At 73.6% G+C, this 22366-nt stretch carries 26 protein-coding genes; 15 read left to right on the top strand and 11 right to left on the bottom strand.

The features are described from left to right. The first annotated feature begins 46 nt into the window (after nucleotides 1–46). The gene (locus ACFQ11_RS11580; protein ID WP_378298116.1) at nucleotides 47–1402 is read left to right on the top strand and encodes a purple acid phosphatase family protein; all 1356 of its coding nucleotides are present in this window, start codon (nucleotides 47–49) and stop codon (nucleotides 1400–1402) included. 16 nt (nucleotides 1403–1418) lie between these two features. Here ACFQ11_RS11580 and ACFQ11_RS11585 read toward each other — a convergent pair whose 3' ends face one another. Together ACFQ11_RS11585 and ACFQ11_RS11590 are read right to left on the bottom strand one after the other, a co-directional pair. Next, a complete protein-coding gene (locus ACFQ11_RS11585; protein WP_378298118.1) occupies nucleotides 1419–2435 on the bottom strand; it encodes a TerC family protein in 1017 nt (338 codons plus the stop codon). 75 nt (nucleotides 2436–2510) lie between these two features. Next, entirely contained in the window at nucleotides 2511–2873 is a 363-nt protein-coding gene (locus tag ACFQ11_RS11590; protein WP_378298119.1) for a DsrE family protein, read from the bottom strand. 258 nt (nucleotides 2874–3131) lie between these two features. Here ACFQ11_RS11590 and ACFQ11_RS11595 point away from each other — a divergent pair, with 258 nt between their 5' ends. The 4 genes from ACFQ11_RS11595 (at nucleotide 3132) to ACFQ11_RS11610 (ending at nucleotide 6066) form a co-directional block, all read left to right on the top strand. Beyond that, nucleotides 3132–3617, top strand: coding sequence for a heme-binding beta-barrel domain-containing protein (locus tag ACFQ11_RS11595; protein WP_378298121.1), 486 nt, complete (start codon nucleotides 3132–3134; stop codon nucleotides 3615–3617). A gap of 359 nt (nucleotides 3618–3976) precedes the next feature. Then, on the top strand, nucleotides 3977–4393 hold the full coding sequence (locus ACFQ11_RS11600; RefSeq protein WP_378298122.1) for a Fur family transcriptional regulator: 417 nt from the start codon (nucleotides 3977–3979) through the stop codon (nucleotides 4391–4393). Between the two features lie 21 nt (nucleotides 4394–4414). Continuing rightward, nucleotides 4415–5410 (top strand): CAF17-like 4Fe-4S cluster assembly/insertion protein YgfZ, encoded by a 996-nt coding sequence (ygfZ, locus tag ACFQ11_RS11605; RefSeq protein WP_378298124.1) that lies wholly within the window; start codon nucleotides 4415–4417, stop codon nucleotides 5408–5410. A 143-nt stretch (nucleotides 5411–5553) separates the two neighbouring features. Beyond that, nucleotides 5554–6066, top strand: a complete 513-nt coding sequence (locus ACFQ11_RS11610; protein ID WP_378298126.1) for a hypothetical protein — start codon at nucleotides 5554–5556, stop codon at nucleotides 6064–6066. Nucleotides 6067–6070: 4 nt separating this feature from the next. Here ACFQ11_RS11610 and dtd read toward each other — a convergent pair whose 3' ends face one another. Further along, nucleotides 6071–6496 (bottom strand): D-aminoacyl-tRNA deacylase, encoded by a 426-nt coding sequence (gene dtd, locus ACFQ11_RS11615; RefSeq protein ID WP_378298127.1) that lies wholly within the window; start codon nucleotides 6494–6496, stop codon nucleotides 6071–6073. A gap of 20 nt (nucleotides 6497–6516) precedes the next feature. On the opposite strand from dtd, the gene ACFQ11_RS11620 reads away from it, so the two are divergent. After that, nucleotides 6517–7344, top strand: a complete 828-nt coding sequence (locus ACFQ11_RS11620) for a beta-keto acid cleavage family enzyme (RefSeq protein WP_378298129.1) — start codon at nucleotides 6517–6519, stop codon at nucleotides 7342–7344. A 17-nt stretch (nucleotides 7345–7361) separates the two neighbouring features. Continuing rightward, a complete protein-coding gene (locus ACFQ11_RS11625; protein WP_378298131.1) occupies nucleotides 7362–8345 on the top strand; it encodes an asparaginase in 984 nt (327 codons plus the stop codon). Here the strand turns inward: ACFQ11_RS11625 and ACFQ11_RS11630 are convergent. The 5 genes from ACFQ11_RS11630 to ACFQ11_RS11650 all read right to left on the bottom strand — a co-directional run bounded on the left by ACFQ11_RS11630 (nucleotide 8317) and on the right by ACFQ11_RS11650 (nucleotide 13240). Further along, the gene (locus tag ACFQ11_RS11630; protein ID WP_378298133.1) at nucleotides 8317–8673 is read right to left on the bottom strand and encodes a hypothetical protein; all 357 of its coding nucleotides are present in this window, start codon (nucleotides 8671–8673) and stop codon (nucleotides 8317–8319) included. The two genes, ACFQ11_RS11625 and ACFQ11_RS11630, sit on opposite strands and share 29 nt — an antisense overlap. An 85-nt stretch (nucleotides 8674–8758) precedes the next feature. Beyond that, nucleotides 8759–9997, bottom strand: coding sequence for a CynX/NimT family MFS transporter (locus ACFQ11_RS11635; RefSeq protein WP_378298134.1), 1239 nt, complete (start codon nucleotides 9995–9997; stop codon nucleotides 8759–8761). Beyond that, the gene (locus ACFQ11_RS11640; protein WP_378298136.1) at nucleotides 9994–10701 is read right to left on the bottom strand and encodes a FadR/GntR family transcriptional regulator; all 708 of its coding nucleotides are present in this window, start codon (nucleotides 10699–10701) and stop codon (nucleotides 9994–9996) included. Before ACFQ11_RS11640 ends, ACFQ11_RS11635 begins: the two co-directional genes overlap by 4 nt. A gap of 271 nt (nucleotides 10702–10972) precedes the next feature. After that, nucleotides 10973–11431, bottom strand: a complete 459-nt coding sequence (locus ACFQ11_RS11645; RefSeq protein ID WP_378298138.1) for a hypothetical protein — start codon at nucleotides 11429–11431, stop codon at nucleotides 10973–10975. Between the two features lie 72 nt (nucleotides 11432–11503). Further along, nucleotides 11504–13240, bottom strand: a complete 1737-nt coding sequence (locus ACFQ11_RS11650) for a DUF2207 domain-containing protein (protein WP_378298146.1) — start codon at nucleotides 13238–13240, stop codon at nucleotides 11504–11506. A 55-nt stretch (nucleotides 13241–13295) separates the two neighbouring features. Here ACFQ11_RS11650 and ACFQ11_RS11655 point away from each other — a divergent pair, with 55 nt between their 5' ends. The 7 genes from ACFQ11_RS11655 (at nucleotide 13296) to ACFQ11_RS11685 (ending at nucleotide 18838) form a co-directional block, all read left to right on the top strand. Continuing rightward, a complete protein-coding gene (locus ACFQ11_RS11655; protein WP_378298147.1) occupies nucleotides 13296–14231 on the top strand; it encodes a neutral zinc metallopeptidase in 936 nt (311 codons plus the stop codon). 121 nt (nucleotides 14232–14352) lie between these two features. Further along, entirely contained in the window at nucleotides 14353–14649 is a 297-nt protein-coding gene (locus tag ACFQ11_RS11660) for a YiaA/YiaB family inner membrane protein (protein ID WP_378298149.1), read from the top strand. A gap of 114 nt (nucleotides 14650–14763) precedes the next feature. Continuing rightward, entirely contained in the window at nucleotides 14764–15198 is a 435-nt protein-coding gene (locus ACFQ11_RS11665; RefSeq protein ID WP_378298151.1) for a helix-turn-helix domain-containing protein, read from the top strand. Then, entirely contained in the window at nucleotides 15195–15629 is a 435-nt protein-coding gene (locus ACFQ11_RS11670) for a hypothetical protein (RefSeq protein ID WP_378298153.1), read from the top strand. Before ACFQ11_RS11665 ends, ACFQ11_RS11670 begins: the two co-directional genes overlap by 4 nt. Before the next feature lie 155 nt (nucleotides 15630–15784). Further along, a complete protein-coding gene (locus tag ACFQ11_RS11675) occupies nucleotides 15785–16150 on the top strand; it encodes a DUF2516 family protein (RefSeq protein WP_378298155.1) in 366 nt (121 codons plus the stop codon). 108 nt (nucleotides 16151–16258) lie between these two features. Further along, on the top strand, nucleotides 16259–18427 hold the full coding sequence (locus ACFQ11_RS11680) for an MMPL family transporter (protein WP_378298156.1): 2169 nt from the start codon (nucleotides 16259–16261) through the stop codon (nucleotides 18425–18427). Nucleotides 18428–18484: 57 nt separating this feature from the next. Further along, nucleotides 18485–18838, top strand: a complete 354-nt coding sequence (locus ACFQ11_RS11685) for an alanine--tRNA ligase-related protein (protein ID WP_378298157.1) — start codon at nucleotides 18485–18487, stop codon at nucleotides 18836–18838. Nucleotides 18839–18882: 44 nt separating this feature from the next. On the opposite strand, the gene ACFQ11_RS11690 is transcribed toward ACFQ11_RS11685, so the two are convergent. Together ACFQ11_RS11690 and ACFQ11_RS11695 are read right to left on the bottom strand one after the other, a co-directional pair. Continuing rightward, entirely contained in the window at nucleotides 18883–19095 is a 213-nt protein-coding gene (locus ACFQ11_RS11690; protein WP_378298159.1) for a hypothetical protein, read from the bottom strand. Nucleotides 19096–19373: 278 nt separating this feature from the next. After that, complete coding sequence (locus ACFQ11_RS11695; RefSeq protein WP_378298161.1) at nucleotides 19374–19799, bottom strand: MarR family winged helix-turn-helix transcriptional regulator; 426 nt, start codon at nucleotides 19797–19799, stop codon at nucleotides 19374–19376. Nucleotides 19800–19906: 107 nt separating this feature from the next. Here ACFQ11_RS11695 and ACFQ11_RS11700 point away from each other — a divergent pair, with 107 nt between their 5' ends. Beyond that, on the top strand, nucleotides 19907–21061 hold the full coding sequence (locus ACFQ11_RS11700) for an MFS transporter (protein ID WP_378298163.1): 1155 nt from the start codon (nucleotides 19907–19909) through the stop codon (nucleotides 21059–21061). A gap of 40 nt (nucleotides 21062–21101) precedes the next feature. Here ACFQ11_RS11700 and ACFQ11_RS11705 read toward each other — a convergent pair whose 3' ends face one another. Continuing rightward, entirely contained in the window at nucleotides 21102–22277 is a 1176-nt protein-coding gene (locus tag ACFQ11_RS11705) for a glycosyltransferase 87 family protein (RefSeq protein ID WP_378298165.1), read from the bottom strand. Between the last annotated feature and the right edge of the window lie 89 nt (nucleotides 22278–22366).

The raw sequence follows: 22366 nt of genomic DNA on the forward strand, positions 1-22366 counted from the left end.
TCATTGGGCCTGGCGCGCCGCGCCGGGTCCTGTGACCGTGGCGGTCATGGTCGATGCCGCGCGCCGTTCCCTCGTCCTCGGGACGGCCGCGGCGGCCGGGGCCGCCGTGCTCGCCCGCAGCACGCGCGCCTCCGCCGCCGCGGTCCGTCCGGTGAACCTCGAACTCGTCACCGTCACCGAGTCCACGGCCGTCCTCACCTGGTACACGGGCGAGGCCGGGACGGACGACGGGCTCGGGCGCATGCGCCCCGCCCCGTCCGACGCCGAGGTGCGGTACGGCACGCACCCGGCGCGGCTCACCCGGACGGCGCACGGGCCGTCCGGCACCCCGTACCACTACGTGGAGCTCACCGGGCTGGAGCCGAACCGCACGTACTACTACCGGGCGCGGTCGTCCGGGCGGGACGCCGAACCGACCTGGCTCGCGGCGGGGCGGGCCGCCGGGACGCCGCACGGGGACGTCTTCGCGTTCACCACCCCCGCCCCGCCGCCGGGGCGCCACGTGGCCACCATCGCGCTGTGCAACGACCTGCACGTCGGCGAGACCGTCGCGGGCCTCGTCGGCGGCCTGCCGTGGATCAAGGGGATCGAGCAGGTCCCCGGCGGCCCGCCCTACCCGGAGGCGATGGCGCGGGCCCTCGTCGCGGACGCCCGCGCCCGCGGCGCGTCGCTGATCATCGCGAACGGCGACCTGACCGCCGAGGCGGGACGCGCGGACGTCCGCCGCGTGAAGTCGCTCTTGGACGGGTTCGGCGCGTACGGCCGCGACTACCTCGTCACCCGGGGCAACCACGACCGCCCGCACGAGACCGACCACTTCAAGGACGCCTTCTTCCCGGACGGCCGCACGTACTTCGCCCGCGAGCTGCCGGGCCTGCGCGTCATCGCGCTCGACACCTACGACAAGCCGGGCGACGGCGGTGACGCGGGCGGCCTGTCGGCCGCGCAGCTCGCCTGGCTGGAGGCCGAGCTCCGCGCGGATCCGGACCGTCCCACGCTCGTCGTCGGCCACCATCCGCTGTTCGAGGAGCATTCGCCGCTCGCCGTCACGGGGGGACGGTCGCTCGACCCCGTCCAGTCGCTGCGGATCCTCGCCGCGTACAACCGGGCGCCCGGCGTCTTCCTGCACCACGCCGGGCACACGCACCGCAACCACCGGTCGGTGTTCCCGCTCGCGCCGCGGGTCGTCCACCAGGAGGTCGGCGCCGTGAAGGAGTACCCGGGCGGCTTCGCGCTGCTGCGGGTCCACACCGGCGGCCACGCGGTGAACTTCTACAAGACGCGGTCGGACGAGGCGCGGGCCTGGTCGGAGCGGTCCCGGCAGGAGCTCGCGGGCCTGTGGCCGCAGATCTCCTTCGGTAACCGCGTCACCGACCGGAACTCGTCGGCCGCGTTCCGCTGACCGGGCGCGGGTCCGGTCAGGACCGCGTCTCGGAGGTCTCCTCCTCGTGCTTGCGGGGCTTGCGGATGGCGCCCGGCTTGGCCTTCTCCTCCGGGTGCCCCTTGACGCGGACGAGGCTGGCGACGGTCGTGACGACGAGGACGACGAGGATCACGCCGAGGGACACCGGCGTCGCGATGTGCGGGATCGAGTGCGACACGTCCTCGTGCAGGAACTGCAGGATCAGCTTCACGCCGATGAACGCGAGGATCGCCGACAGGCCGATGGACAGGTAGACGAGCCGTTCCAGGAGGCCCTCGATGAGGAAGTACAGGGCGCGGAGGCCGAGGAGCGCGAACGCGTTCGCGGAGAAGACGATGAACGCGGACTTCGTGACGCCGTACACCGCCGGGATCGAGTCGAGGGCGAACAGCAGGTCGGTGCTGCCGACCGCGACGAACACCAGCAGCAGCGGCGTCATCACGCGCTGCCCGTTCTCGTGCGCGAACATCCGGCCGCCGTGGAAGTCGGCGGTCATCGGCATGATCTTGCGGGCCCGGCGGACGACGAAGGAGTCCTCGACGTCGGGCTCCTCGTTGCGGTGCCGGACGAGCTGGACGGCCGTCCAGATCAGGATCAGCCCGAAGATCAGGAACGTGAACGAGAACAGGTTGATGAACGCGGCGCCGACGGCGATGAGGATCGCGCGCAGGACGAGCGCCGCCGCGATGCCGAACAGCAGCACCCTCTGCTGGTACATGTCCGGCACGCCGAACTTCGCCATGATGATGACGAAGACGAAGAGGTTGTCGACCGACAGGCTCTTCTCGACGATGTAGCCGGCGAAGTACTCGGTTCCGGCGGTGTGCCCGACGAGCATCCACACGGCGAGGCCGAACAGGAGCGCGACGGCGATGTAGAACACCGACCAGAAGGTCGCCTCGCGGATGTGGACGGCGTGCGGCTTGCGCACCGCGGCCACGAAGTCGAGCACGAACAGCCCGACGATCAACGCGATCGTCGCGAGCCAGGCCCATGTGGGGATGTCCAGCATGCCGACGGATCTCCTGTGTTCGGGGCGTCGGCTCTCTCATATCCGTTTCGGAGCCGATCAACCGGGGCGGCGGCGTCAGTACACGATGGCCTGGACGTCCTCCGCGGTGATCTCCTCGACGAACGTGGGCGCCCCGGCGATGCGGACGCCGGGCAGGACGTCGTCCGGTCCGATGTCGCGGCGGGCGGCGCACTGGGTGCAGAGCGTCACCCGCCCCGCAGACAGGACGACGGCCAGCAGGTCGTCGAGCGGCGTCGCGTGCGGCAGCCGGAACTCGGCGGCCCGGCCGGGCAGCGCGAACCACGCGGACTCCCCGGTCAGCCAGAGCGACACCGGGACGCCGCTCGCCGCGGCGGCCGCCGCGACCGTGAACGCCTGGTTGCAGCGTTCGGGGGCGTCCGCCCCCGCCGTCACCTTGATCACCAGAGGTCGTGCCATGGACGCACTCTATAGAGCGCGGCGTCCGCGAGACGGCCTCGCCGGGCCGTATAGTCGTCCGACCGGCGGGTCGCGGGAGGCCGGGTGCGGGAGGCCGGGTACGGCAGGCCGGGTACGGCAGGTCGGGTACGGGAGGTGCCGTGGGCGGCGTTGTGAACGCGAGTGTTATGGTCGGCGCGCTGGGGCTGGTGGCGGTCGTCGCCGTCCTGCTCGTGGTGCGTCTCGGGCGGCTGCGCTAGCGCGCTACGCTCGGTTCCCATGGAGCCTGAGCTGCACCCCGACCTTGAGCCGCTGAAGTTCCTCCTCGGCACCTGGGAGGGGGCCGGCGTCGGAGGCTACCCGACGATCGAGGAGTTCAACTTCGGCCAGGAGATGTCCTTCGCCCACAACGGCAAGCCCTTCCTGATCTACACGAGCCGGACGTGGATGATCGAGAAGGACGGGTCGCTGGGGCGTCCGCTGGCGACGGAGACCGGCTACTGGCGGCCGCTGCCCGACCACCAGGTCGAGGTGACGCTGGCGCACCCGACGGGCATCGTCGAGATCTACGTCGGGAACGTCGCGTTCAGCCGGGTGGAGCTGCAGACCGACGTCGTCGCGCGCACCGAGTCGGCCAAGGAGGTCACGGCCGGGCACCGGCTGTACGGGCTGATCGGCGAGGACCTGGGCTGGGCGTACGACATGGCGGCCGTCGGGCAGAAGCTCCAGGCGCACGTGTCCGCGCAGCTCAAGAAGGTCGGCTGACGCGCCCGGCCACCTGACCGGGGCCGGAAATGGAACGATCCCCGGACCTTCCCGCATGGTGCGGGTGATGGACGGGACTGGTCCATCGGTCCGGGGACCGGGTAACTGCCTGGTATTCGCCGGTCACCGTCGCGACCGGTTGCCGCCGCCGGGGGCGGCGGCGCCGAGGCGGAACGGCGACTAGCGGACAGTCACCTCGCGAGTCCCACTGCAAACCATTGCTTGGACCACCTCCTTTCACGCGTGCCTCGAACGTATGCGACGGATCCGGCGCGGAGCAAACGAATTCTCGGCGCCGCCAACCCGCATACACTCGGGTCATGGCGGAGCGCGGCACGGAGCGCACGATGGAGCGCGGTATGGCTGACTCGTGGCAGCAGGAGCTGCGGGCGAAGGGGTACCGGGTCACCCCGCAGCGCCAGCTCGTGCTCGAAGCGGTCACCAACCTGGAGCACGGGACGCCCGAGGAGATCTGCACGGAGGTGCAGCGCACCGCGCGCGGCGTGAACATCTCGACGGTGTACCGGACGCTGGAGCTGCTGGAGGAACTCGGGCTCGTCAAGCACGCGCACCTGGGGCACGGGCCGCCGAACTACCACCTGGCGGCGGAGGCCGAGCACATCCACCTCGTCTGCCGGGGCTGCCACAACGTCGAGGACGTCGACCCGGCGGTGGCGGAGGGGCTCGCGGCGCTGCTGGAGCGCGACCAGGGCTTCGAGACGGACGTGCACCACCTCACCGTCTACGGGCGCTGCAAGGAGTGCCGGGGCGGCTGACCGCCGCATAGTGTGGGGTTCATGGAGAGCCCGCTGCTGCAGTCGCCCGGAGCCGTCGCCGCCGATCCGCCCGACGAGGGCGTCGCCGCGCACTACGGGGAGCCCGCGCAGGAACAACGCGCGCTTGCGGCGGGCGCCGCGTTCGCCGACCGGAGCAACCGGGGCGTGGTGCGGGTCTCCGGGCCCGACCGGCTGGCCTGGCTGCACAGCCTGCTCAGCCAGCATCTCGACGCGTTGAAGCCGCACGAGCCGACCGAGGCGCTGCTGCTCAGCCCGAACGGGCACGTCGAGCACCACCTGTTCCTCGTGGACGACGGCGAGGCCGTCTGGGCGCACGTCGAGCCGGGCACTGCGCCGTCCCTCGTGGAGTTCCTCGACCGGATGCGGTTCATGCTGCGCGTCGAGGTCGCCGACGTGACCGGCGAGTACATGGTCGTCACCGGCCCGCCCGGGGACGCGCCGTCCACGGACGTCCCGTCCTGGCCGGACGCCGCCGGGACGACGACGCGCATCGTCCCCCGCGCCGGCGGCTTCCCCGCGGACCTGCGGCCCGCGGGCATCTGGGCGTACGAGGCGCTGCGGATCGCCGAGCACCGGCCCCGGTTCGGGCTCGACACCGACCACCGGACGATCCCGCACGAGGCGGGGCTCGTCGAGACGGCCGTCCACCTGGAGAAGGGCTGCTACCGGGGGCAGGAGACGGTCGCGCGCGTCCACAACCTGGGGCGTCCGCCGCGCCGCCTGGTGTTCCTGCACCTGGACGGCAGCGTGGACCGGCTCCCGGCGCACGGCGACCCGGTCGAGATCCCGGGCGGCCGCCAGGTCGGGTTCGTGGGGTCGGCGGCGCGGCACCACGAGCTGGGGCCGATCGCGCTCGCGACCGTGAAGCGGAACGTCCCGGTGGACGCGGAGCTGCTCGCGGGCGGGGTCGCCGCCGCGCAGGAGGTCGTCGTCTCGCCGGACACGGGGGCGAACGCGCAGATCGACCTGCGCCGCCGTCCCGCCGCCCGCGGCTGACCCCGGGACGGGCGCCGATCGCGGGCGCCGATCACGGGCGCCGATCACGGGCGCCCGGGGGCTAACGCGCCGGGCCGGTTCGCCATATCGTCGGTCTTGCATGAATCTGACCGGCCGGCCCCGGTGAAAGGTGGTTCCTGCCGATGGTCGCGAACTCCGGTGGTGAGCGTCCCTCCGAGCCCCGGCCGCCGTCCGCCCGGAAGGGCGGCTCGCGGCGCCGCCCGCGCAGGGAGCCCGCGCCGGTGTGGTGGGCGGGGTTCGCCGCGTTCCCCGCCGCCGCCCTGTGGCTGGGATCGTGGCGGGTGGCGGTCGTGGGCCTGCTCGCCTGGTGCCTGTACCAGTTCGCGCTCGTCCCGACGCTGTGCCGGGTGCTGACCCCGCAGGGGTACGCGTGCGCCGAGCGCGCCCGGGGACGCCTGTTCGCCTGCGGCCCCGAGCACCAGCGGGCGAAGAACGCCGCGCTGCGGCGCCTCGCGGGACGGCGCCGCCGCACCGCGAACGGCGGCGGGCACCACGACGTCCACGACGGCACCGGCGTCGTCGTGGTGTCGGGGGACGTGCGCGGGCGGCTCGACGTCGCCGACCGGGCCCTGCTCCTCCTCGCGGCCGCCGGGACGGCCGTGGCCGTCGCGGCGATCGTCCACGGCCTGCGCTGACCGGTCAGATTTCCAGGACGAGCGTGACGGGGCCGTCGTTGACCAGCGCGACCCGCATGTCCGCGCCGAACTCGCCCGTCTCGACCTTCGCGCCGAGCGCCCGCAGTTCGGCGACGACCGCGTCGACCAGCGGTTCGGCGACCGGCCCCGGCGCGGCGGCCGTCCAGCTCGGGCGGCGGCCCTTGCGGGCGTCGCCGTAGAGGGTGAACTGGCTGACGACGAGCAGCGGCGCGCCGGTGTCCGAGCACGACCGCTCGTCGTGCAGGATGCGCAGCCCCCACAGTTTCGCGGCCAGTTTCCGGGCCTTCGCCTCGTCGTCGTCGTGCGTGACGCCGACCAGGACCATCAGGCCCGGCCCGTCGATCGCGCCGGCGACGCGGCCGGCGACGGTCACGCTCGCGCTGCTCACCCGCTGGACTACTGCCCTCATGACGATGCATTCTGCCGCCTATGGGAGCAACGACGCTCATCACGGTGGCGCCCACGGGTGCGGAGTCCGCGAAGGCGGACGTCCCGGCCCTGCCCGTCACCCTTGAGGAACTGGTTCAGACGGCCAAGGAGTGCGAGGCGGCGGGGGCGGCGATCGTCCACGTGCACGTCCGCGACGACGACGCGCGGCCGACGCTCGATCCGTCCCGGCTGCGGGACACGGTGCGGGCGCTGCGGGAGAGCACGGGACTGATCGTGCAGTTGTCCACGGGCGGGGCGGTGACCGACCCGTACGAGGATCGGCTGGCCGTCCTGGACGCCGAGCCCGACATGTGCTCGCTGACCTGCGGGACGGTCAACTTCGGCGACGACGTGTTCATGAACCCCTGGCCGTTCATGGTGGAGCTTTACCGGCGAACACAGGAACTGGAGGTCGTGCCCGAGTTCGAGCTGTTCGACCTGGGGCACATCGCCGCGCTGCACCGTCTCCTGGACAAGCACGGGCTCCCGTACGGCGGTCACGTGCACTGCGATCTCGTGATGGGCGTGCCCGGCGGGATGCCGGGGGACGCGCGGACGCTCGTCGCCGCCGTCGAGGCCCTCCCGGACGGCGCCACCTGGTCGGCGACCGGTGTCGGGCGGACGTCGCTGCCGGTGATGTTCGCGGCGCTGTCGGCGGGCGGGCACCTGCGCGTCGGCATGGAGGACACGCTGACCCTCGCGAAGGGGACGCCGGTGACCGCGAACGTCCAGCTCGTCGAGCGGGCGGCGGCCGCCGCGACGCTCGCGCAGCGGCCCCCGCTGGCCGCCCCGGACGCCCGCGCCCTGCTGCGGGTCAAAGCCCGCTGACCGGGCATGATGGGGTCATGATCAATCCGGTGCTGGTCGAGGTGGAGCGTTCCGGGTTCGTGGAGTCGCGGCATCGCGGCGCGGCGGTCGGGCTCGCGGTGGACGGGACGCAGGCGGTGCGGGCCGGGTCGGTCGAGGAGCCGATCTTCCCGCGCTCCGCGAACAAGCCGCTGCAGGCCGTCGCGATGCTGCGGTCCGGGCTGGAGCTGGACGGGGAGCTGCTGGCGCTCGCCGCCGGGAGCCACTCGGGGGAGGACTTCCACGTCGAGGGCGTCGAGAAGATCCTCGCGGGCGCGGGCCTGACGGCGGACGATCTGCGCTGCCCCGAGTCGTGGCCGATCGACCCCGGCTCCGCGCGCGCGTGCGCGGGGCCGTCCCGGGTCCGGATGAACTGCTCCGGCAAGCACGCCGCGATGCTCGCCACGTGCGTCGCCGCCGGCTGGCCCACGGCGTCCTACCTGGACCCGGAGCATCCGCTGCAGGCCGCGGTGCGCGAGGTCGTGGAGGAGCTGGCGGGCGAGCCGGTCGCGGCGGTCGGGGTGGACGGGTGCGGGGCGCCGCTGTTCGCGATCTCCACGCTGGGCGTCGCGCGCGCCTACCGGGCGCTCGTGCTGGCCGCGCCGGACGCCCCCGAGGGCCTGGTCGCGGACGCGATGCGCACGCACCCGCAGTGGACGTCCGGGACGGAGCGGGAGGAGCACCGGCTGATGGACGCCGTCCCGGGCCTGCTGGTCAAGTGCGGCGCGGAGGGCGTGGACGCGTTCGCGCTCGGCGACGGCCGGGCCGGCGCCGTCAAGATCGACGACGGGGCGATGCGGGCCCGCACGCCGGTGACCGTCGCCCTGCTGCGCGCCCTCGCGGGGAGCGACGCGGGCGGCGCGCCCGCGGGCGGCCTGCCGGAGGCCGCCGACGCGGACGCGCTGGAGCGGCTGGCGACCGAGCCGCTGCGCGGCGGAGACGGCGACGCGGGCGTCATCCGCCCGGCCCCGGGCGCGTTCTAGACGGCGCGGGCCGCTCCCGGTCGCGTTCCTCGGGCGGGACCTTCGGCTCGCGTCCCGGCTGCGGGTTGTCGCGGCGGAACTCGTCGAACTGCGTCGACTTCTCCGGCGGGTAGCTGTGCGAGAACATGCCGGGCCGGTAGGTGTAGGTGCCGCCCTGCTCCATGCCGCGGTGGTTGTGCTGGTCGTTGCGGCGCTCCGGGTGGATCTTCCTGGACGAGGATGCGATCGTCAGGTACAGCCAGGTCAGCAGGCCCAGCGTGCCGAGGACCGGAATGAACCACACCAGGATGTGGCCGGGCGTCGCGTAGCCGGCGATGGTCGCGAACATCGTTCCACCTCCCTGCCGGGTGTGGTGCCCGACTGGGAGGTGGGTATGTGGCGATTGAGGTCAATTTTGGGTGTTTTTGGGCCGGCTACTTGAGCGCCGCCGCAGCGGCGTCCGCCGCCGCGCCCCCGGGCGCCGGGGCGCCGATCGTCCGGTTCCGCCCGGCGATCATCCCCGGGACTAGCAGCGCCGCCGTCGCCGCCAGCACGCCGAGCATCGGAACGGTCCAACCGCCGGTGGCGTCGTGCAGCGCGCCCACCCCGAGCGGCCCCAGCGCCGCGAGCACGTACCCGAGGCCCTGCGCCATCCCCGACAGCTGCGCCGCGACCGCCGCGTCGTGGGAGCGCAGCCCGATGAACGACAGCGCCGTCGGGAACCCGATGCCCTGCCCGACGCCCAGCACGACCGTCCACACCCAGACCGTCCCGATCGGCGCCCACGTCGCGCCCGCGAAGCCCGCCGCGGTCAGCACCACGATCAGCAGCACGAGCGGCCGCTGGTCGCGCGTCCGCCGCGCCAGCACCGGCACCAGCAGCGACGACACCGCCTGGACCCCGGACGTCACCGCCAGCGCGTACCCGGCGCCCGCCTCGCTCATCCCGCGGTCCTGCCAGATCGTCGCCAGCCACCCCAGCGTCACGTACGCCAGCAGCGACTGCAGGCCCATGAACGCCGTGACGCTCCACGACAGCGGCGACCGCCACACCAGCCCCGCGACGCCCCGCGCCGCCGGGACGGGCGGCGCCGCGCGGGCCGCCCGGGCCGCCCGCAGCGCGCGCGGCAGCCAGATCAGCCCCGCGGCCGCCGCCGGAATCGCCAGCAGCCCCAGCGGCAGCCGCCACGACGCGCCGAACGCGTTCTCCACCGGCACCACCAGGCCCGCGGCCAGCGCCGCGCCGCCCGACATCGCCACCGTGTAGATCGCCGTCACCGTCGTCAGCGACTCCGGATGGTCGCGCTTGATGATCGCCGGCATCGCGATGTTGCCGACGCTGATCGCCATTCCCGCCACGAGCGACCCCGCGAACAGCGGGAACGGGGCGTCCAGCAGGCGCAGCACCAGCCCCACGACCAGCAGCGCCATCGACGCCACCAGCAGCGTCTCGCTGCGCGGGGCGCGCCGCAGGAACGGCGCGATCAGCCCGTAGGAGCCGAAGAACGCCAGCGGCAGCGTGGTGAGCGCGCCCGCCGCCGTCCCCGACAGCCCGAACGCGTCCTGGATCTCCGTGAGCACCGGCCCGACCGCCGCGATCGCCGGCCGCAGGTTCAGCGCGACCAGGACGATCAGCGCCACCGCCCCGATCCGGGACGCGCGCGCCGCGCTCACCGGTCGTCCGCGGACGTGCCGGCGGCGTCGGCGATCAGCCCGTCGAGGGCGGCCAGCGTCGGCTCGACGACCGCGGCCGCCGCGCGCGCCGCGGCGTCGGCGTCCCGCGCCGCGACCGCGTCCAGCACCGCCCGGTGCGCCTCCGGGCTCGCCTCGGGCACCTCGTGGTCGAGGCGGACCGTCCGCAGCGCCTCGCCGAGGTGCTGGATGAAGAACCGCATCGCCTCGATCAGCACCGGGTTCCGGCCCGCCTCCGCGACGCCGAGGTGGAACCGCGCGTCGGCCGCACCGAACTCGGCGGCCTCCGTCGCGGTGTCGCGCGCCTCCAGCAGGTCCGCGAGCCGCACCAGGTCCGCGTCCGTCCGGCGCCGCGCCGCCAGCCGTGCCGCCTGCACGTCGTAGGCGAGCTGCACCTCGAAGACGTCCCGCGCCGTCGCCCGGGACACCCGGCGCAGCAGCGGGCGCGGGTCGGCGCTGCTGCGCACGTACGTGCCGTCGCCGCGCCGCACCTCCAGCACGCCCACGTGCGACAGCGCCCGGATCGCCTCCCGCACCGCCGGGCGGCTCACCCCGAGCTGCGCGGCGAGGTCGGTCTCCGCGGGAATCCGGCCGCCGATCGGCCACGCCCCGCCGCTCACCTCCGCCTGCAACTGGTTCAGGACGGCGTCGACGGTCGACCCGCCGGGAACCGGACTCAGCGCCACCACGATCTCCCTGACGATCCCATAACGGACAGACGTCAGACATCTTACCGACGACGCTCACGGCGTCTCGGCGAGGCGCCCCCGGCCCCTCAGAGCGCCTGACCGGCATGCCTCCCGGCCTCGGCGCCCGCTGCGGGTACCAGCCGAGCAGGGGGAACGGCCCTCGCCCGGGACCTTTCCGGAGACCCAGGGAACAACGCCCGCCGGGCCGGGGGATGTGACGGGGCGTACGCGGCCCGGCGGGCGTTGGATCAGCGGAGCGTGCGCGGTCTCAACGCGGCCACCGCCTGCGGCGGCGCGGCCCGCCGGACGCGGCCCGGCCCGTCCGGCCCGACAGCGCGCGGGCCGCGCGGCCGATCACCGCGCGGCCGCTCGACGCCATCGTGACGGGCTCCTTCGCCGTGAGCCGGGCCTCCTCGGCGCGGGCCCGCGCGGCGGCGAGCTCGGCCTCCCGCTGCCGTTCGAGCTCGGCCCGGTAGGCCGCGGCGCGGCGCTCGTCCTCGGTCACCGCCCGATCGCGCCGGGTCCGCTGCGACGGGCTGCCCTGGAGGACGCCGCCCATCACCGGCCCGCCGCGGTGCGACAGGCCGTCCTCCCGGCCCCGCGAGCGGAACCGCATCCGGGAGGCCGCGAGCGTGATCCCGATCCAGAACAGGACCGCCAGCAGCACCACGACCGGCACGATGAACAGGAGGGGACTGTACGTGGCTCCGGTGTTCGGCGGGAGCATGGGGCGTCACCTCCTGCGTCGGCGGCTCCTCCCCGCACATACCCGGCGGCGCGGATTCAACCGCGACGCGCGTCACATCCCCCGCGCCTGCGAGATGGATCCCGAGGTGGCGAGGGTGAACGTCCGCATGGACTCGGCGAACTTCGACAGGTCCCACTCGGCCGGGCCCTCGTACCAGTAGAGGTTGTCGGCGCCCTCGGCCCGCTCGCCCGCGTGCTCGACCGTCCCGGCCCACCGCTCGACGACGTCGAACACGACCGCGTACGGCAGGAACCGGGAGAACAGCGCGATCTTCTGCGGCGAGGCGAGCTCCGCGCCGTCCGGCAGCTCCCCGCGCTCCAGGTACTCGCGGAACCCGATGGTGTGCGCGAGGACGGTCGAGCCGCGCGCCGTCTTCGCGGGCATGTACTGGCCGCCGTACGCCAGCGCCGCCCCCGCGATGATCACCGCGAGCCCGGCGAGCGCCCACTCCGTCGTCAGCGCCAGCGCGACGGTCCCGGCGATGCCGAGGACGGTCAGCGCCAGCCCCGCGACCGTCCACCGCGACCGCACCGTGTCGGGCCGCCGCGCGAACCACCCCTGCCGGACGACGTCGTCGTACATCGCCGCCCGCACCTGCCCGAGCTTCGTCGCGAACGTCCCGCCGAGCTCCGACAGCTTCACCGCGTCGCGCGCCGTCCCGTCCGGCGCGGTGAGCAGGGCGTCCAGCAGGATCCGCTCGTAGGGCAGCAGGTCGACCACCGGACGGTCGAGCCGGCGCAGCGTCCAGTCGAGCCGGCCGGTGACCGCCCGGTCCTCCTCCTCGATCAGCAGGTAGCCGCGGACGGCGAGGTCCACGATCGTCGCGGTCACGTCGATCACGTCGGCCTGCTCGTCGATCAGCGTGCCGATCTGCCCCGGCCGGACGCCGTCCGGCGGCTCGAACTCGGCGCCCGCCACCGGCGCGTGGTCGCCCTCGGCGGCCCGCTGCCCGACGACCCGCGCGTCCCGGCCGCGCAGCATGTACAGGGCGGCGACGCCGCCGCCGAGCAGCACCAGCAGCCCCAGCAGCGCCGACGCGGTCACCGCGTTGACGGAGAAGGCGGTGGCGACCGTCTGCCGCCGCTCGTAGAGCGCGTGCCCGCCGGTCGTCCCGGCCGGGAAACCCGCGACGACGGTCAGGTACTCGCCGGGAAGCATCTTCTCCTGGCTGTAGATCCCCTGCGTGTGCGCGTGGTTCATGTAGAACTGCGTGCAGCCGACCGTGCTGCCGACCGGGCCCGCGAAGCAGTTCACGTTGCGGATCATCGTGCCGCCGTCGACCGTCGCGCTCGCGGTCTCCACCGGGACGTCGAACCCGCCCGCCACCGGCCACCACAGTTCGTCCGCCCCGCCCATCCGGGTGACCGCGCCGCGCAGCTCGTACTCCAGGACGACCGTGCGCCGGCCCGTCAGCTTCTTCGGCCCGCGCACCTCGACGGTCGTCCGGGTGCCCTCGCTGCTCACGGTGACCCGCGTGGGGCCGCCGTCCGGGCTGCTCGCCCGCAGGTTCGTCATCCGGTACACGCGGTCGCGGGTCGCGCTCTCGTGCTCGCGCGTCACGTACTCGCGGGCGAAGCCGTCCCGGCCCGCGAACTCGTAGACGATCGTCTCCTTCACCCGGGCGACGCCGCCGCCCACGGTCATGACGACCCGGTCGCCGAGCACCCGCTCGCTCGCCGCGCGGTCCGCCGCGGCCGCCGGCGCCGCCGGCGTCAGGGGGAGGAGGGCGGCGGCCGTCAGCGCCGCCATGACAGGTCGCACCCGGCGCAGCGCCGCAAGAGCAGACATGGCCGCACATCGTAGCGGTAAAGGGTGTACCAAGAACGTGCGATGATGCTCCCTTATGGCAGGTCGCACGCCCCCACCGGCACCCGCGTACCGTCGGCCTGCCTACCGGCACGTCCCGTCCCGCCGCCCGCCGCGCCGCACCCCGGACGGGACGGCGGCGGGCGTCGTCGGCGGCGTCGCCACGGTCGTCGTGCTGGCGGTCCTCGGGTTCTCGTTCTTCGGCGACCGCGACCCCATCGGCGCCATCACCGGGACCTACCGGGAGGCCGCGGTCAGCCGGGAGACCGCCACCGACAACCGGCTGTACGCCACCGGCGGGCTCACCCCCGTGAACTGCGCGCTGCCGCGCCTGGAGCCCGGCGGCGCGTCCATGCACCGGTTCATGGACGTCCTGAGCGACTGCCTCGACGCCTCGTGGGGCCGCCAGTTCGCGAAGGCCGGCATGACGTTCGACGTCCCCGACCGCGTCTTCTGGCGGGACGCCGGGCGCAGCCCGTGCGGGACGTACCCGAGTCCCGGTTCGTCCGCGTTCTACTGCCCGGCGAACAACACGATGTACGTCGGCGTCGACCACGTCGTCGCGACGTCGGGGGACGAACCGCTGGCGAACTTCGCCGTGTTCGCCCGGGTCGTCGCGCACGAGTACGGCCACCACGTCCAGGACCTCGCCGGGATTCTGCTGTACGGGAACCGGCTGATGGAGGACGCCGACCCGCTCGGCCGCGCGGAGGCCGGCCGGCGCATCGAGCTCCAGGCGCAGTGCTTCGCGGGCGCGTTCCTCGGCGCGGAGCGCGGCACGCTGCCGATGACCCGCCACCAGATCGCCGCCATGCTCGAGGACGTCCGGGGGCGGGGCGACGACCACCTGCCGCCCGCCCGGCGCGACCACGGGTCCGGCCGCCACTACGCGGGCTGGGTCGTCACCGGGTTCCAGGGCGGCGGACTCGCCGTCTGCAACACGTGGACGGTCCCGCCCGGCAAGGTGAGCTAGAACCCCTCGGCAGCCGGTGGACCGGACGCGCTCAGCCGGGCGTTCGTCCGGGTGTTCTGCCCAGTGGTACATGAGCGCACGTACTCATGTGCCGGGCGCGTCCAGACCGCAGACTCGTGGCATGACGACACGTACACCGCCGCCCGCGCCGCCGGGCTCCACCGCGTTCTTCGTCCAGGCCGCGATCTCGTTCGCGGTCTCCGGCGTCGCCGTCGTCCTCGGCGTCCTGTACCTGCCGGTAGACGAGTGGGTGCGCGCGTTCCTCGCCCTCGGCGTGCTCTACGTGATCACGTCCACGTTCACGCTGGCGAAGTGCGTCCGGGACCGGCAGGAGACGCAGACGCTGGCCGGCCGCGTCGACCAGGCGCGGCTCGACAAGCTGCTCGCCGAGCACGACCCGTACACCACGAACGTCTGAGCCGGATCGTCCCGTTCTGTCTACTATGCCGTCACGGACCGTGTGAGCGGACTCACGCGCCGAGTGCTAGCTAGCCTGCTTGCAATTGCAAGCACCATGACGCAGGGTGGAGACATGGCGAGTTCGAAGGTCGGCTCGATCGGGGAGTACATCCGGGAGCAGCGCACGCGGGCGAAGATCTCGCTGCGCCAGCTCGCGGACGTCTCGGGGATCTCCAACCCGTATCTGAGCCAGATCGAGCGCGGCCTGCGCAAGCCGAGCGCCGAGATCCTGCAGCAGATCGCCAAGGGGCTGCGGATCTCCGCCGAGGCGCTGTACGTGCAGGCCGGGATCCTCGAGGACCGGGAGGCCGACACCGATGTGCAGGCCGCCGTCCGGGCCGACCTCCTCCTCACCGAACGGCAGAAGCAGGTCCTTCTGGACATCTACGCGTCGTTCCTGAAGGAGAACGAAGCCACCGGGGTGTTCGACGACGTCCGGGACGACACCGGACCGGACGACGACGAGCCCGCAGTCCACGAGCAGAACGGAAAGGAAGAAGTCGGATGACGCTGGCCGGCAATCTTCGAGACAACAAGGCCGTCTACACCGTGGCCGGCGCCGGCGACTTCGCGGTGGAGAAGCTCCGCGAGATGCCCGAGCAGATGACCCGGGCGCGCGAGGTCGCGGAGAAGTACCAGGGCGAGGTCCGCGAGACCGTGTACCGCTACGGCGGGCAGTTCCGCGAGACCGTCGAGCGCTACCGCGGCGAGGTCCAGGGGCGCGTCGACGCCAAGGAGCTGCCGGGCGCCGCCGTCGCGTACGCGACCACGTTCGGCAACCGGGCCGCCGAGTTCATCGACGAGCTCGCCGAGCGCGGCCGCAAGGTCGTCCACCGGGAGGCCGCCGAGGTCGCCGAGATCACCGAGGCGAAGCCCCGCACCGCGCCGAAGCGGACGACCGCGCAGCGCAGGACCACCGCGAAGAAGACCGGCTCCTGACCCGAAGGATCGGGGGCGCACGCGCACGGGCCCGGCCGGGAACCCCCGGCCGGGCCCTGTCGTCCTCCTGTCGGGGCCGAATAGTGTGGGTGGCGATGAACGCGTGTGCGCGGCGTGAAGCCGCCGTCCGAGACGAGCAGGAGCGCTGATCACCGATGGCGGGCTTCAACGTTCTGGATTACTTCTTCTGGCTGCTGCTGATCATCGCCTTCGCGATGGAGGCGTGGGCGCTGATCGACGCCCTCACCGTGCCGCAGAGCGCCTACGCGGCGGCGAGCAAGCAGAGCAAGAAGCTGTGGACGATCATCACGGTCGTCTGCGCGGTCGTCGGCATGGCCTACGCCGTCGCGCCGGCCGCGCTCAACGCCAGCCCGGTCGCGCTGCTCCTCGGCATCCTGCCGGTCGCCGCGTTCCTCGGCGCCGCGATCTACCTCGCGGACGTCCGTCCGGCCGTCGCGCCCTTCAAGAAGCGCAACGGCGGCCGCGGCGGCCAGCGGCAGGGCCCCTACGGCCCCTGGTAGACCGCCGGAACCTGAGGTTTTCCGCAGGGGCGGCGCTGCGGCGCACCGCGGAAACCGTGCGGTCCGCCTCATCACGCCCCGGGGGCCGCCGGATCTAGCGTCCGATGCATGAAGGACGCGAAGAGGCCCGCCACGGTGCGGGTCGCCCGGTGGAGCGCCGCCCACCCCTGGTCGGCCGTCGGCCTGTGGATCCTGTTCGTCGCCCTGTGCGCGACGCTGGGCACCGCCGCCGGGACCAACGACATCGACGACGCCGAGTCGGGCGTCGGGGAGTCCGGACGGGCCGGGCGCATCGCCGCGTCCGGTCACTTCCCGGAGAAACCCGAAGAGAACGTCCTCATCACCGCCCTCGACGGCTCCCTGGACCCCCGCGCCGCGCGGGCCGCCGCGGACGACGTCGTCCGGCGCATGGGGACCCTGCCCGAAGTCGAGTCGGTCGGCCGGCCCGTCGCCGCCCCCGACCGGACGGCCGTGCTCGTCCCCGTCACCATGACGGGCGACGCCGAGACCGCCGACCGGCGCATCGACCCCCTCCTCGCCCAGAGCGCCGCCGTGCAGAAGGCGCACCCCGGCCTGCGCGTCGAGCAGGTCGGCACCGGCTCGACCGCCAAGGGCCTCACCGAGACCCTCGGCGAGGACTTCCGGCGCGCGGAGTACATCAGCCTCCCGCTCACCCTGCTGATCATGCTCGCGGTGTTCGGCGCGCTGATCGCGGCGTGCGTCCCGGTCGTCCTCGCCCTCTCCTCGGTGGCCGCCGCGATCGGGCTCTCGGCCCTCGTCTCCCACCTGCTGCCCGCCACGGGCGCGCTCGGCAACGTGATCCTGCTGATGGGCATGGCCGTCGGCGTCGACTACTCGCTCTTCTACCTCAAGCGCGAACGGGAGGAGCGCCGGCGCGGCCGGCCGGACGCGCTGGAGATCGCCGCCGAGACGTCCGGGCACACCGTCGTCGTGTCCGGCGGCACGGTCGTCGTCGCGATGGCCGGCCTCTACCTCGCCGGCGAGGCGACCTTCACCTCCCTCGCCACCGGCTCGATCACCGTCGTCGCCGTGGCCGTCGCCGCCTCCCTCACCGTCCTGCCCGCGCTCCTCGCGAAGCTCGGCCCCCGCGTCGACCGCCCCCGCATCCCCGTCCTGTGGCGGCTGACGATGCGGTCCCGCGAGTCGCGCGTCTGGCCCGTGCTCCTGCGCCCCGCGCTCCGCCGCCCCGGCCTCACCCTCGCCGTCTCGACCCTCGCGCTGCTCCTCGCCGCCCTCCCCGCCCTCGACCTGCGGCTCAAGCAACCCGGGGCGGACGACCTGCCCCGCGACGTCCCCGTCGTCCGCGCGATGGACCGGCTCACCGCCGCGTTCCCCAGCGAGGGCACCGTGCACGAGATCGCCGTCCGCGCGCCCGCCGCACAGTCCGCGGACGTCCGAGCGGCCCTCACCGGGCTCGCCGCCCGCACCGCCCGCGACCCGCTGTTCGCCCACGACCGCGTCCCCGAGATCCGCACGTCCCCGGACGGGCGCGTCCACCTGATGAACGTCGCGACCCCGCACGCCCGCGGCAGCGACGAGGCCCGCCGGTCCCTCGACACCCTCCGCGCCTGGGTGCCCGAAGCCCTCCGCGGCCTCCCCGCCGAGCACGGCGTCGGCGGCAAGCTCGCCGAAGGCGTCGACTTCACCGACCACCTCGAAGAACGGCTCCCGCTCGTCGTCGGGTTCGTCCTCCTGCTGACGCTCGTCATGACGGGCCTGATCTTCCGGTCCGTCGCGATCGCCCTCTCGGCCGTCGCGCTGAACCTGCTCTCGGCCGCCGCGGCCTTCGGCGTCCTCGTGGCCGTGTTCCAGCACACGTGGGCCGAAGGGATCCTCGACTTCCGCTCGTCCGGCGCCGTGGTCTCCTGGCTGCCGCTCTTCCTGTTCGTCGTCCTGTTCGGCCTCTCGATGGACTACCACGTGTTCGTCGTCTCCCGGATCCGCGAGGCCGCCCGCGACATGCCGTCCCGCGCGGCCGTCGGCGCGGGCATCACCCGGTCCGCGGGCGTCGTCACCAGCGCGGCCGTCGTGATGGTCGCCGTGTTCGCGATCTTCGGCACGCTCAGCATGGTCGAGTTCAAGCAGCTCGGCGTCGGCCTCGCCGCCGCGATCCTCATCGACGCCGTCGTCATCCGGATCTTCGTGCTGCCCGCCCTGATGGCCCTGCTCGGCGCCGCGAACTGGTGGCCCGGCCGCGTCCCGCCACGCCCCGCGGACACGACCGTCCCCGACCTCCCGCTCCCGGCCCGCCGATGACCGCGGTTGCGGCATGATCGAAAGCCCGGACCACGCGTGCACGACGAGGAGGCCGCCATGAACGCGCACGGACGCACGGCTCGGCTGGAGCTCGACGACCAGGACCTTCGCGAATGGGAGGCGATCGTCCTCGAATCCGGGCCGGACGGGATCGTCCTCGACCGCTCGGCGTTCTACCCGGGCGGCGGCGGGCAGCCGCCGGACCACGGCGTGCTCCTCTGGCAGGGCGTCCAGACCCGCATCGCCGGGGTGCGCAAGGGCGACGACCTGGTCCGCATCGTCGGCCTCGACACCCAGGCCGACGGCGGCACCCACGTCGCGTCGACGAAGCAGATCGGCCGCATCACCGTCGCGAAGGTCGAGAACAAGGGCCGCGGCTTCCGCCGCCTCCGCATCAAGATCGCCGACTGATCCGGGCCCGCGCCTCACCGGGCGCCGGGTCGCCTGCGGCTTCGTCAGCGCGACAGCACCTCCAGCAGCGTGAGTCCCACGGGTACCGCGGCGGCCCCGCCCATCAGGCTCGCGACGTCCCGGAGGAACCCCCGCCCGCCCGCCCGCACCGGCGGGACGGGCGGGTCGCCGTAGTAGAAGTCGCCGTAGTAGAAGTCGTCGTAGTAGAAGAGGTACCGCGCGGGTGCGTCGTCGCCCAGCCGACCGCGTGCGTCCATGGCCCCCCTGCCGTCCGGCCGAAGCGCGGAGTGCCCGTGTGACGCCCACGGCCCCGCCCCCGGTTCACCCCCTGTCCCGAACCGGCCACCCGACCCCCGTGGCGCCCCCGGCCCGGCGAACCCCGGTCACCCCCCGCCCCGTCCGACCGCGCCCGCGCTTCCCATCGAGACCGGACAGCCCATGAGGGCGAGCGGCCGACCGTGTGCGGGGCCGGGGCGCGGGAGGCGGGGGAGCGGGCCGGCCGGGACACGGGGTGGTGGGTATCGGGAAGTTGGGGTCAGGCGTCGCCGACGAGGTCGCGCAGCAGGTCGCGGAGGTGGCGCTGCCGGTCGGGGGGCAGCGTGGTCAGGGGGGAGCGGGCGTCCAGGCGTTCGAGGACGGCCGTGCGGCGGGCGCGTCCCGGCTCGGTGAGGACGATCTGCTTGGCGCGGCGGTCGGTCGGGTGCGGGCGCCGCTGGACGAGGCCCTGGTCCTCGAGGCGGTCCACGACGAACGTCGCGTTGGACGCCTCGCACGCCATCCGGGACGCCAGTTCCCGTGCGGTGATCGGGTCGGACAGCTCGCGCAGCGCGACGACCTGCGACGCCGTCATCCCCATCTCCTCGGCGATGCGGCGCACGTGGACGTCCAGCCGGTGCGCGAACCGGTGGACCAGCTTGCACACCTCGCGGTCGATCTCCGCGGTCACGGGTTCCTCCGGCATGACCCGAAGTGTAGCCACATGCTTCGAATCATGATAGTTCTGACTCGTCTTATTCGAGTTCGCACTATGCGAGTTCGTGTCTTTCGAGTTCGAATCGAGGAGTGCGTGTGCCGCTTCCCCTCTTCTCCCTGATGCTGGTCGTGTTCGGCCTCACCACCGGTGAGTTCGTGATCGCGGGGATCCTGCCGGACGTCGCGGGCGACCTGTCGGTCTCGATCCCGGCGGCGGGGCAGCTCATGACCGCCTACGCGCTGGGCATGATCGTCGGCGGTCCGGTCGTGACCGTCCTGACGGCCCGGCTGCCCCGCAAGACGCTGATCACGGGCCTCATCACCGTGTCCGTGCTGGGCAACCTGGCGTCCGCCGCCGCGCCGAACTACCCCGTGCTGCTGACGGCGCGGTTCCTCGCGGGCCTGGTCGTCGCCACCTTCTTCGCCGTCGCGATCGCCACCGCCGTCTCGATGGCGCCGGAGGGCAGGCAGGGCTCCACCGTGGCGAAGGTGGCGCTCGGCATGAACCTGGGCATCATCCTCGGCACCCCGATCGGCACCGTCATCGGCCAGCACGCCGGCTGGCGGGCGACGTTCGCCGCGATCGCCGCCGTCACCGTGGCGGCGCTGCTGCTGGTGCTGCGGTTCGTTCCCGCCGGCCCACCCGCCGCGTCCGGTCCCCTGCTCGGCGAACTGCGCGTCTTCGCGGGACGCGACGTCCGGCTCGCCATCGCCCTCACCGCGCTCGGCAACGTGGGGGTCCTCACCGTCTACCTCTACATCGCGCCGCTGCTCACCGAGATCGGCGGCTTCTCCGCGGGTGCGGTGCCCGTGCTGCTGCTGGCGTACGGGGCGGGCGCGGTGCTCGGGAACCACCTCGGCGGCCGGGCGGCCGACCGCGCCCTGATGCCGTCCCTCGCCGGTCTCCTCGCCGCGCTCGCGGCCGTCCTGGCGCTGTTCTGGGCGGTCAACGAGATCCGGGTGCTCGCGGCGGTCCTGACGTTCGTCCTCGGCGTCCTCGCCTTCGCGGTCATCCCCGGGATGCAGACGCGGGTGCTCACCACCGCGCAGGCGGCGCCGACGCTCGCCGTCGCGGTCAACGCGTCCGGCTTCCAGCTCGCGGCCGCGTTCGCCGGCTGGTTCGGGGGCCGGATCGTCGCCGCCGACTGGGGGTTGCGGGCCCTCCCGCTGATCGCGGCCGTCCTCACCCTCACCGGCCTCGCCACCGCCCTCGCGATCCTCCGGACCGAACCCGCCCGCGTCGACGCGTGAAGGGCTCCGCGCGATCCGCGTGCACGGCCGGGCACGGGAGTCAGGGGGCCACATGACCGGATACACGCTCGGCTGCGCCGCCGGGTTCGGACGTGACGTGACGTTCACCGGGGGTTGAGCGGTCGCGCCGGGTCCGGGCGTAGATGTAGGCGAGGAACGTCAGGGCCGCCACCAGGTAGGCGTTGGCGGCCAGAGTGAGGAGGCCGTGGAAGCCGTATTCGTCGGGGCCCCCGTCGTGGGGCGTGAACCACATGGGGGCCACGGCGAACACGGCGTAGGCGACGGCGGGGGCGACGCGGTGGCCGTTGCGGACGAGGACGGCCAGCGCCGGGACGATCCACACCCAGTGGTGCGCCCACGAGATGGGGGAGACGAGGAGGCCCGTGGTCCCGGTGACGGCGGTCGCGGCGAGCCAGTCGCCGCGGCGGGCGCGGGCGGCGGCGAGGGCGAGGCCGGCGACGGCGAGCAGCGGCGGGACGAACGCGTACCAGCCGTCCACGTGCTCGGCGCCGTCCAGGATCCGGACGGCCGCGCCGTACGGCGACTGGTTGCTGATGTACGGGGCGCCGACGCGGGACGTGTCGAAGAAGGTGCGCAGCCAGTAGACGCGGGACGCGTCGGGGGAGACGGCCCACGCGGCGAGGGTGCAGGCGCCGAACGTCGCGGTGGCGACCGCGGCGGATTTCGTTTTCCGGGTGACGAGGAGGAGCAGGATGAAGATGCCGGGCGTCAGCTTTATGGCGGTGGCGATGCCGATTCCGATTCCCGCCGTTCCTCCACGGGCGATGCGTTTCATGTCGAACATGACCAGCGCCAAAAGGAACAGGTTGACCTGGCCCTGGAACAGCGAGTGCCACATGGGGGCGAGGACGAGCCCGGCCGCGGCCGTCGCCGCGATGAGGGGACGGGACGGGCGGCGGCCGGCGAGTTCGAGCGTCACCGCGCAGGCGTGGGCGAAGGCCGCGACGGACGCGAGCTGCCAGGCGACGCGCGCGAGGGTGAGGGGGAGCGCGGAGAGGGGCGCGAACACCAGGGCGGCGAACGGGGTGTTGGTGAACCAGTGGTCGGCGTGCTGGGAGAGGTAGAGGGACGCGCCGTCGGTGAGGGCTTCGCCGCCGAGCATGTAGATGCGGAAGTCGAGGGAGTCGTAGGTCGCGGCGAATACCGCGACGGCGACCAGTTCGATGGCGAGGGCCGTGTACGCCAGCCGTTTCACGAATGTCCTCCGTCCGGTGTGGACGGCCAACGATCGCGAATGGCGCGGGATCGTCGCGTCGGGCCGGGGAACGCAATCGCGGGCGGCTT

It is taken from the genome of Actinomadura sediminis (assembly GCF_042675525.1).
Taxonomy (GTDB): Bacteria; Actinomycetota; Actinomycetes; order Streptosporangiales; family Streptosporangiaceae; genus Spirillospora; species Spirillospora sediminis.